At 64.1% G+C, this 10,099-nt stretch carries 7 protein-coding genes; 4 read left to right on the top strand and 3 right to left on the bottom strand.

Annotation, left to right across the window (positions count from 1 at the left end):
• Positions 1-115: 115 nt before the first annotated feature.
• The 3 genes from Q1L59_RS02785 to Q1L59_RS02775 all read right to left on the bottom strand — a co-directional run bounded on the left by Q1L59_RS02785 (position 116) and on the right by Q1L59_RS02775 (position 3,220).
• Complete coding sequence (locus tag Q1L59_RS02785; protein ID WP_300327769.1) at positions 116-511, bottom strand: hypothetical protein; 396 nt, start codon at positions 509-511, stop codon at positions 116-118.
• A 68-nt stretch (positions 512-579) separates the two neighbouring features.
• On the bottom strand, positions 580-1,455 hold the full coding sequence (locus Q1L59_RS02780; protein WP_300327767.1) for a DMT family transporter: 876 nt from the start codon (positions 1,453-1,455) through the stop codon (positions 580-582).
• A gap of 115 nt (positions 1,456-1,570) precedes the next feature.
• Positions 1,571-3,220 carry a methyl-accepting chemotaxis protein gene (locus tag Q1L59_RS02775; RefSeq protein WP_300327766.1) on the bottom strand — a complete coding sequence of 550 codons (1,650 nt, stop codon included), beginning with the start codon at positions 3,218-3,220 and terminating at the stop codon, positions 1,571-1,573.
• A gap of 323 nt (positions 3,221-3,543) precedes the next feature.
• Here Q1L59_RS02775 and Q1L59_RS02770 point away from each other — a divergent pair, with 323 nt between their 5' ends.
• From Q1L59_RS02770 to Q1L59_RS02755, 4 genes are all read left to right on the top strand, one after another.
• Entirely contained in the window at positions 3,544-6,138 is a 2,595-nt protein-coding gene (locus tag Q1L59_RS02770) for an ATP-binding protein (RefSeq protein ID WP_300327765.1), read from the top strand.
• Positions 6,139-7,575, top strand: coding sequence for a sigma-54 dependent transcriptional regulator (locus Q1L59_RS02765; RefSeq protein WP_300327764.1), 1,437 nt, complete (start codon positions 6,139-6,141; stop codon positions 7,573-7,575).
• 426 nt (positions 7,576-8,001) lie between these two features.
• A complete protein-coding gene (locus Q1L59_RS02760; RefSeq protein WP_300327763.1) occupies positions 8,002-9,042 on the top strand; it encodes an inorganic phosphate transporter in 1,041 nt (346 codons plus the stop codon).
• 2 nt (positions 9,043-9,044) lie between these two features.
• Positions 9,045-9,701 (top strand): DUF47 family protein, encoded by a 657-nt coding sequence (locus Q1L59_RS02755; protein ID WP_300327762.1) that lies wholly within the window; start codon positions 9,045-9,047, stop codon positions 9,699-9,701.
• The last annotated feature ends 398 nt before the right edge of the window (positions 9,702-10,099 follow it).

The raw sequence follows: 10,099 nt of genomic DNA, 5'->3' as shown, positions 1-10,099 counted from the left end.
ATCGCGCAAAAAATGGCCCACCTTAACCGCAACATCCGCCTCGTCTTTGACTATCTGCGCATGACGAAAAACTCGCTCGGCAACGCCAAAGCGTGAAACGGGGCGGAGAACAAATTTACCGTGCAGTGCCAATGATCAAGCAGGCCCAGCCGACGCCCAGCCAAGCGGTCGCCAGTGTGTAGCGCAAGGCCCAGCGCGCGCTGCTCGCCGAGTCCGGCGAGCGCTGCCGCCAGACGACCAGCGCCAGACGCGCGCCGCCGCCGATCAGCATGAAAGCCAGCCAGGCAAAGCGGATCTCGGCGGCAATCTCCGCTTCCAGCAGAACGACGAAGAGCAGCGCCGCAACCAACACGAACAGGTCCGACGCGCGCCCGTTGCGGAACAGCAGTTCGATCCGCTCGGCTTCGATCCGCTCGTCGCCGCCTAGCGCCGCCGGCGGGGATCGACAAGCCGACTCCGCGCTGGTGTCCGGGCGCGAGCAGTGGGTCGTCGGTACACAGGAGACGTACATCGCACTGACATGTACGGCGTGCGCTGCAAAACCTTTAGCCGCCGGATGGCCAGCGACGCGTCGCGCAATCAGGTGCGCGCCGGCGGGCGGACGAGCCCAGTGGCCAGCGCTGTGCCCAGCACGACGATCGAACCGCCCGCCAGCATGCCGGCATTCAGCGTTTCGTCAAGGAACAGGCTGCCCCACAGCACACCGAAGAGTGGAATCAGGAAGGTGACGGTGACCGCGCGCGCAGCGCCGACGTTGGCAATCAGGCGAAAAAAGAGCAGGAAAGCAACCGCCGTACAACCGACACCGAGAGCGAGCGCCGCCAACCAGGCGAGCGCGTCGGGCCGCGTGGCGGGCCAGAACCAGACGGCGAAGGGCAGGAGAACGATCGCCGAGGCGAGTTGCGAGCCGGCGGCATTGACCAACGCGGGGACGCCACCCAGTTGGCGCCGGGTCAGATTGGCGGCGAAGCCGTAGGACAGCGTGGCAAGCAGCATCGCGCCGATCGCCCAGCCGGACCCGCCGGGCCGAAAGTCGGCCTTGTCGGCAGCAAGCAGCAAGACGCCGGCAAAACCGACGGCCAAGCCGGCGGCACGCCAGAAGCCCAGCCTTTCGCGCAGCCATAGCGCGCCGATCAGCGCGGTGAAAATGGGCACCGTGGCATTGAGGATCGACGCCAACCCGGCCGTAATCGACAGCATCGCCCAGGCGATCAGGACGAACGGCAGGGCCGAGCTGAACACCCCCATCAGCGCGATGCCCGCCGCGTGTCGCCGCAGTGCGGGCTGTAGACCGCGCACGAACAACACGGGAACCAGGCAGAGCGCGGCCACCGCGACGCGCAGCCAGATCAGCGGCAACGGCCCGAAAGCCGGTGCGGCATAGCGCATGAACAGGAAAGACCCGCCCCAGAGCGCGGCGAGCAGGACCAGATCAAGCAGATCGCGCAGCTTCATCGGACGGCTGCCGTCTGCCGGGCGCGAAAACCCCTGCGCGCACCGCCCGCCACCGACCAACGCGCGCCTGCCGGCAAACACGCCAAGGGGCTGATGTCTGGCACTTGGCGACGGCTCAGACGGAAAAGCGCGCCACCGAATCGCGCATCTTTCCGGCCAGTTGCTCCATCGCCTGCACCGCTTCCGCCGAATGTCTGAGCGCTTGCGTGCTGCCTTCCGACGAATGCGCCATGCTCTCGATCTGGCGTGCGATGGTGTCCGAGGCACTCGCCTGCTCGCGCAGGGCGAGCGTGATCGCGCTCGCCACGTTGACCACTTCCACCGCGCCGACGCGAATCTTGACGATCGCCTCGCCCGCCTCGCGCGCCAGCGTCGCGCCACCATCGACCTGACTGCGCACGCCGCGCATGCATTCGATTGCTGTCGTCGCGCTCGCTTGAATCGAGGCGATGTTGTCGGAAATCTCGCCGGTTGCCTGGCTGGTCCGTTCGGCCAGCTTGCGCACTTCGTCAGCCACGACGGCAAAGCCGCGCCCCTGCTCGCCGGCTCTTGCCGCTTCGATCGCTGCGTTGAGCGCGAGCAGATTGGTTTGCTCGGCCACCGCGCGAATCACATCGACGATGCCGCTGATCGCCGTCGACTGCTGACCGACCGTCTCCACCGCCGTAGCCGCTGCCTGCACGCTGTCGACGGTGCCGATCATCGCCTGTGCGCTCTTCTCGATCACAGCACCACCGTCGGTCGCCAGTTGTGCTGCGTTCTCGGCGATCTCCTGCGTCTGCTCGGCGTTTTCGCGCACGTGATCGATGCTCACGGTCAGCTCTTCGACCGACGCGGCAACCGAGGTCGTCGCGTCGTTCTGCCGGTCGACGTTGCGGCTGATCTCGCTCACCGAACGCGCCACCGCGCCCGAAGTCGCGACGAGCTTGCCGACATGGCCGTCGATCTGGCCAACGACGTCCTGGAAATGGACCAGCAGCTCGTTCAGCGAGCCTGAAACAGCGCTCAGTTCGTCGCGACCCGAAACTTCGGCCCGGATGCGCAGATCCCAGTTGGCGCGCACGGCATGCATCGTCGACTGCAGCGCAGCGACCGGTCGCGTCACCGCGCGAATCAGGGCAAACGACAACAAGGCGATGGTCAGTGTGGCGAGCAACATGGTGGCGACCAGGATGTTGCGTGTCGCCACGTACTGCGCCTCGGTTGCCTTGATCTGCCCTGCCAGATGTTCCACCTCGTTCTGCGAGGCACGCTGGGTGATCTTCGCCAGCCCTTCGGAAAACGCCCGATCGACGCCGCGCACCGCCTGGTCGACCTTCCTCCCGGCCTCGGGGTCGGTCGTTTCCCAGCCGTTCAAGGCAGCACGGTAACTGTCGACCAGCTTGGCATGCTCGGCAAGCAGCGGCGCCACCCCTGCCAGCTCGCGCAGATCGTTGCGCACGTACTGATCGGCGAGCGCCAGGAACCTGCGCACCTGCTCCGCCTGCTGGTCGAAACCCCGCCGGTACTTGTCGAAGGCCTCGCGTTCGTGACCACGGATCAGGATGTTCTTCCACTCCTGTACTTGCGTCTTGAACGCCGTTTCCGCGTCGGAAAGTGCCACCATCGCATTGATCCCCTGCTCGATTTCCCGGAGGTCGGCGGACGTTTCGCTGGCCGTTGTACGCAGCGCGTGCACACCGATGCCGCCGGCAAACAAGGATCCCAGAGTGGCCGCGACGCCCAGAGTAAGCAGCTTTCCGCGAATGGTCGAGAGAAAACCCATTGTGCCCGCTTCCTTTTCGGATGGTTCTTGTCGTGGCGGCCCGGGGAAAGTAATTCCCTTTATAACAACAGTGCAATCCGCCGATGGGGGGCAGTATATGGGCCGCGCTCGGCCAGCGTCAATCCCGCCTGTGGCTGCCCGCGGGGCCGTTGGCACGCCTGCCCCGCGGCGCGCCGTGCGCCGCGCGCGACACTTTGCCCGCCGTTTGTCGCGCGCCCTTGCCGCCAGGCTTTCTGCTAAGCTTCGCCCGCCGCGCTCCGCCTGCTGCGTGCGGCGCTCGTCGCGCCGCTGCTGGCCGCACCCTCTTTCCCGGTTAACTGCCCATGTTCGATCACTTGCGCAAGTATGCCGCCGTCTATGTGGTGGCGATTTCCGGCTTGCTGCTCACCTGCCTGTCGTCGTGGAACGTACGCCAGGAACTGCAGAGCAATCACCTCAAGGAGTTCCAGTGGGCCGCCGCCGATCGCATCCAGTCGGTGCGGGCAGTCGTCGAACAGGGGCTGGACACCCTGCTGGAGATACGCGGCCTCTTTTACGCCGCGCGCAGCATCGACGACGACGAATTCCTGGTGTTTACCGAGTCCATCCTGAAGCGGCGTTCCTATATCGAGCGGCTGATGTGGGTGCCGCTGTCGGCCGCGCCTGCCTTGCTCGAGTCGCCCACAGCGAGCGACGGGCGAACGCCGGTCGTTCCTTCCGGAAGCAACGCGCCACGGACGATGAGCGCGCGCAGCGATCACCAGCCGGCAACGCCAGCGGCCTTCGCGGCCGCACGAACCGGCAGCGGCACGGCCCAGCGTGCCGCGCCAGCAGCCGACAGTGAACTCGCCGAGGTCATTGCGCGTGCCGCTCAGACAGGCAAGCTGGCGGTCAGCGGGCGAACCCGGCTCGACCCGGCGCGGCCCGGCGCGGGCTACGCGATCTACGCCGCCTTGCCCGTTTTCGGACCCGCCGACGCCTCCGCCGGGTCGTCGGCGACCGCTGAGAAGGGAGCTTCGCTGCTCGGTTTCGTCGTTGGTGCGTACGACCTGCAGGAACTCGTGCACGTGGCGATCAACCTGCTCGAACCGCGTGGCGTCGAAGTGCTGGTGCGCGACGACTCGGCCGTCGGCGACGCGCGCCTGCTTCACTTCTACGCCAGTCGGCTGGAGTCGCGCACCGCGCGCAGCGACAGCGGCCTGCTCCCGGAAGGTGGCGACGAACAGTCCCAGGTGGCGGTGCGCATTCCGGTTGGCGACCGCCACTGGTCGATCACCTGCGTCGCGACGGACACCTTCCGCAGCGCCGAAGCGTTCACCGAAGCCCACTGGCTGGTGCTTTTCGGCGGCCTCGCGTGCACCGTACTGCTCTGCCTGTATCTGGTGCGCAGTCGGCGCGAACTCGAAAACCGGATCCGGCTGACGCAGACGATCTACGAGCGCGAAGAGCTCTTTCGCCAGTTGGCGGAAACGGTGGATGTCGTCTTCTGGGCGACCAACGCCGAGGCAACGCGCCTCGAGTACATCGGACCGGCATTCCGGCATCTCACCGGCCAGGGCGTGCGCCTCGAAAGCAGCGAACTCTCGTTGATGCTGGACGTCTTCCGCCCGGCCGACGGGCGTGCCCTGCACGCTGCCCTCGAGCAGTTGCGCAGCAATGGTGGGCGGTTCACCATCGTCCTGCCGGTCGAGCGCGGCGACCGTGGCTTGCGCTGGCTGCGCGTCTGCGGCTTTCCGGTGCGCGAACCGGGCTGCGAGCTGAGCCGGATCGTCGGCTTCTTCGAAGACATTACCGAACACAAGCTGGCCGAAGACGCGCTGCGCGATTCGGAAGAGAAGCTGCGCACCCTGTTCAACCACTCGCCGGACCTGATCTTCACCGTCGACAGCCAGGCCGACATCCTGCTCACCAACCGCCCGCTGCCGTTTCCAATCGGCACCGGCGGCGAGAAGCGATCGGAGCTGGTCCTCCCGGCAAACGTGCGCATCGGCTACCGCGATCGTCTGCAGCAGGTTTTCGCCAGCGGCTGCGTCGATCATTTCCAGTTTGCGCGCGATGACGCGACCTGGTGGGAAGTGCGCATGGTGCCGATCAGCTCGGCGAGCGAAGTGATGGCGGCCATGGTCGTCCTCACCGATGTAACCGAAAACCGCAAGCTGCAATGGCAGGCCATCCGCAACGCGCGTCTCGCCTCGCTCGGCGTGCTCTCGGCCGGCGTCGCGCATGAAATCAACAACCCGAACCACGCGATTCTGGCCAATGCTTCGCTGCTCGCGCGCATCTGGCGCGATGCGCTGCCGATACTCGCCGAATACGAGGAGGAACAGGGCGATTTCCTGCTCGCCGGGTTAAGTTTTCATCAGGCGAGTCAAGTCATCGAACGCGGCATGACGGAGATCGGTGACAATGCTAAGCGCATCCGCAAGATCGTCAACAACCTGAAGCACCTGGGCAAGGAAGATCGCGGCCAGATGGACGAAGTGGCCGATGTCGGCAAGATTCTGCGCGCTGTCGCACGTCTGCTGGCAGCGCGCATCCGCAAGCACACGGACGCCTTCTCGCTGGCTTTGCCCGATTCCCTGCCGGCGGTGAAGGGCAATGTGCAGCAGCTCGAACAGGTCTTCATCAACGTCATCGTCAACGCGCTGGAATCGCTCCCCGAGCGCAGCCGGTCGGTGCGCGTGAGCGCCGCCGCCGATGACCAAGGGAAGCGGATCACCGTGCGTGTCGAGGATCAGGGCCAGGGAATCGCCGAGGACGTCATCACCCAGATCGGCGAGCCGTTCTTCACCACCAAAGGCGATAGCGGCGGCACCGGACTCGGCCTGTCGATCTCGTCTTCGATCATCGAGAAGCACGGCGGCGTGCTGCGCTTCGAGTCACGCGAGAACGAGGGAACGACGGTGTGCATCGAACTTCCGGTCATCAAGGAGGATTGAATGAGAGAGAACCAGAAGCCCTTCGTCAACCTGCCGGTCTTTGTCGTCGACGACGACACTTCGGTCCTGCACGCGAGCGCAGCCGTTCTGCGTAGCGCCGGCGTCGTCAACCTGCAGATGCTCGACGATAGCCGCGAACTGCTCCCGGCGCTCGAACGCCAGGCAGCCAGCGCCCTCCTGCTCGATCTGTTCATGCCACACCTGAGCGGCAGCAAGTTGCTGCCCGAGGTCGTTCGTTTGTACCCGGAATTGCCGGTCATCGTGATGACCGCCGCGCAGGATGTGGAAACCGCCGTGCGCAGCATGAAAGAGGGCGCTTTCGACTACCTCGTCAAACCGGTCGAAGAGAGCCGCCTGGTGGCCAGCGTCCGGCACGCCATCGAGGTGCACTCGCTGCGCCGGCAGATGGGCGTTCTCAAGCACTATCTCCTTTCCGATTGCCTGCAGAATAACGAGGCCTTTGCCGGCATCGTGACCAACAGCCGAAAAATGCGTGCGCTGTTCCAGTACCTGGAAGCCGTTGCCGTGTCAGCCGAGCCCGTCCTGATCTCGGGCGAGACCGGCGCCGGCAAGGAAATGTTTGCGCACGCACTGCACAAGCTGAGCGGCCTGAGCGGACAATTCGTCCAGGTCAATGTCGCCGGCCTCGATGACACGCTCTTCTCCGATACGCTTTTTGGTCATAAGAAGGGCGCCTTCACCGGCGCCGACCAGTCGCGCGCCGGTCTGATCGCGCAAGCCGCGGGCGGCACGCTCTTTCTCGACGAGATCGGTGACCTGTCAATGGCGTCCCAGGTGAAGTTGCTCCGCCTGCTGCAGGAGCACATGTACTTTCCACTCGGCTCCGATGTTGCGCGGCCGAGCGACGCCCGCGTCGTTTGCGCGACCAACTGCAATCTGGCGCAGATGATGCGGCAAAACCACTTCCGTTCCGACCTGTTCTTCCGTCTTTCGGTACACCAGGTCGAAGTGCCGCCGCTGCGCCAACACAAGGAAGACATCCCGCTCCTCCTGCAGCATTTTCTCGACGAGGCGGCAGCGACGATCAACAAGCCGGCGCCCGAACCGTCGAACGAACTGCTCACACTCCTCCAGAACTATCATTTCCCCGGCAACGTCCGCGAGTTGCGCGCGATGGTCTTCAACGCGATGGCTTTGCACCGCGGCGGTTCGGTCCTGGCAATGGACAGCTTCCGGCAGGCCATCCAGAAGCAGCAAAAGGAAGGAAGCGAGAGCCCGGCGAGCGAGGTTCCGGATGGCTTGCCGGTAATCATTCCCGGGCGCTTCCCGACGCTCGACGAAGTCGAAGACGCGCTGGTGCGCGAGGCGCTCAAGCGCGCCAAAGGCAATCAGGGCGTCGCTGCCACCCTGCTCGGGCTATCCCGACCCGCCTTGAACCGGCGCCTGGCGCGGCGCCTCACGCCGGCCGAATCCTGAAACCTTGAGCAAACAGCGGGAAACCCCCGAAAAGGCCCGGGGTGTAACGTTTCGCCATTCTGAAATGTTCTCGTCATCAATTTCTCTACCGCATTAAATCCGCGTCTTACTGCTCCTCTGCGAACACTTCGCAGAACCGGCCGCACATTCTGTTACACCCCCACGCATTGACCGCGCGCGCGCCGCCATTCGGCGTAAGTGCATGATAGCGTATTTCTTTCTGCGCCCCTAAAAGACTGGCACGATTGCTGCTTTGCGCCTACGGATGCCGGTTTGAGCAGCCGTTGGGGAAAAGTGGCTGAAACCATGCCAATACAGGCGACTTGCTCAACCCCATGCTGACCGCCGGCCACGCTTTGAAGCAGCGACCAGGGGAACTGCCTGCTTCTACTCAATTTCAATCCTTTGCCGATATGGGGCCGCTTGATGAGCACTCTGATGATCCTGACGATCGCTACGGTAGTCGTCGTCCTTTTCTTCGACTACACCAATGGCTTCCATGACGCGGCAAACATCGTCGCCACGATCATCGCCTCACGTGCGATGACGCCGGTTCAGGCAGTCATCATCGTGGGAACCTTCGAGTTTCTCGGCCCGCTGCTCGGCGGAACAGCCGTCGCCAATACGATCGGCAAGTTCGTGACGCTGGGCGACGTGCCGACCATCCTGTCACTCTCCATCCTCCTCTGCGGCTTGGTCGGGGCGATCGTCTGGAATCTGGCGACCTGGTATTTCGGCATACCGTCATCCTCGTCGCACGCGCTGGTCGGCGGTCTGATCGGCGCGGTGGTCGTATCCGCCGGGGTGGACAACGTCGTCTGGGGCTTCGCCGAATTGTCGCGCGGCAACCTGACCGGCATCATGAAGGTGCTGGCTGCGCTGATCCTCTCGCCGATCATCGGCTTCTGGGTGGGCTTCCTGATGCTGCGCCTGCTCAACATTCTGCTCTTCGCCGCCAAGCCATCGGCCAACACCGGCTTGCGCTATGCCCAGTTCGTCACCGCCGCCGGCCTTGCCTTTTCGCACGGCGCCAACGATGCCCAGAAGAGCATGGGAATGCTTACCCTCGCCCTCCTGCTCGGCGGCTTCATCCCGCGCTTCGAAGTCCCCTTCTGGGTCATGCTCGCCTGTGCCATTGCCATCACCCTGGGAATTCTCTCCGGCGGCTGGCGGATCGTTCGCACGCTGGGTTTCGCCATCTACCGCGTGCGGCCGATTCACGCACTCAGCTCGCAACTGACTTCAGCCGTGGTGATTCTCACCGCGTCGATCATTGGCGCTCCGGTATCGACCACGCACGTCGTTTCCACGTCGATCATGGGCATCGGCGCTTCCGAGCGACCGCGCGCCGTGCGCTGGAAGAAGGCCAAGGATATTGCCATCACCTGGATCATTACCATCCCCGGCTCGGCGCTGGTCGCGATTCAGACATTCGCCATCGTCAATCTCTTCATCGGAAAGGTCTAATCATGACGAGCGCACAAATTGCAGGCCCCTCCTTGACGCGTCGCATCCTGCATCGCGTCTTTCCACGAGTTCCCAACTTCTTCGCGCTGCTCGCCGAGCAAAGCTCGCAGGTCGAGATTGCCGCCGGTCTGCTGGTCGAGTACATGGGATCAGGCAGCTCCGATGTCGCGCGGCGCGTCGTTGATTCCGAACACGAAGGCGACCGTCTCAAGGTCCGCAACCTGACCCTGCTCAATGAGGCCTTCTCAACGCCAATCGACCGCGAAGACCTGCACCGGGCAATCATCAACCTCGACGAGATCATCAATAGCTGCAATACAATCGTTGCCGAAATGGATAGCGACGTTCTCGCCCTGAAAGCCGACAAATACTGCCTGGAAATGGCAGTCTATCTGAAAGACGGGTCGGAGGCGCTGGCCGCCGGCTACGGCCGCCTAGGCAGCGAACCGACGCTCGGCCGCCTGGACGCCGAGAAAGCCGACAAGGCCGGGCGCAATCTGACGCGCACGCATCGCCGCGCGCTGGCCGAGCTGTTCAACGACAGCGATTTCCACCAAATCTTCCGGCGCAAGGAAATCTACAGCCAGTTGGTGCGCGCGGGTGACCGCCTGAACGTCTGCAACAGCACGCTGCTCGACATCGTCGTCAAGCTCTGCTGAGATCGCGCAAGCGGCGCGCTTGTGGCCGGAAAACCGGCTACAAGCAAGCCCCGCGCGGGCTACAAGCCGCCAAAAAACGGGACCATTGCCCCCCCATCATGGGGCTCTGTCCATCGCCCGACCGAGGCTCCGCCTACGCGAAACCTTGAGTCTTGCACCGGAGAGCAGAGAAGCGGGCGGGCGCGACGAGCCCCGCCCGCCTGATCACGCGTGTAGCGCCCTCCGCTTCGAGCACCGTCGTAGGTGGTCACGCTCCCGGGCCAACCCTCGGCTCCAATGCTGTTGAATTAGGCAAAATCCCGGTATAATCCACTTTAGGCCATTGATGCAACAGACTATTTTTACCTGGAGACCATTATGATAACACGGAAACGGTTTGCAAAATCCATGCCAGCTAT

Source organism: Accumulibacter sp. (assembly GCF_029255125.1).
In the GTDB taxonomy this organism is placed as follows: Bacteria; Pseudomonadota; Gammaproteobacteria; order Burkholderiales; family Rhodocyclaceae; genus Accumulibacter.
The sequence above is the reverse complement of the archived record's forward strand: the minus strand, read 5'-3'. Positions and strand labels throughout refer to the sequence as shown.

Excerpts from the sequence above, each read along its gene's own strand:
- Q1L59_RS02785 (WP_300327769.1), bottom strand. The coding sequence starts at position 511 with ATGTACGTCTCCTGTGTACCGACGACCCACTGCTCGCGCCCGGACACC.
- Q1L59_RS02780 (WP_300327767.1), bottom strand. The coding sequence starts at position 1,455 with ATGAAGCTGCGCGATCTGCTTGATCTGGTCCTGCTCGCCGCGCTCTGG.
- Q1L59_RS02775 (WP_300327766.1), bottom strand. The coding sequence starts at position 3,220 with ATGGGTTTTCTCTCGACCATTCGCGGAAAGCTGCTTACTCTGGGCGTC.
- Q1L59_RS02770 (WP_300327765.1), top strand. The coding sequence starts at position 3,544 with ATGTTCGATCACTTGCGCAAGTATGCCGCCGTCTATGTGGTGGCGATT.
- Q1L59_RS02765 (WP_300327764.1), top strand. The coding sequence starts at position 6,139 with ATGAGAGAGAACCAGAAGCCCTTCGTCAACCTGCCGGTCTTTGTCGTC.
- Q1L59_RS02760 (WP_300327763.1), top strand. The coding sequence starts at position 8,002 with ATGAGCACTCTGATGATCCTGACGATCGCTACGGTAGTCGTCGTCCTT.
- Q1L59_RS02755 (WP_300327762.1), top strand. The coding sequence starts at position 9,045 with ATGACGAGCGCACAAATTGCAGGCCCCTCCTTGACGCGTCGCATCCTG.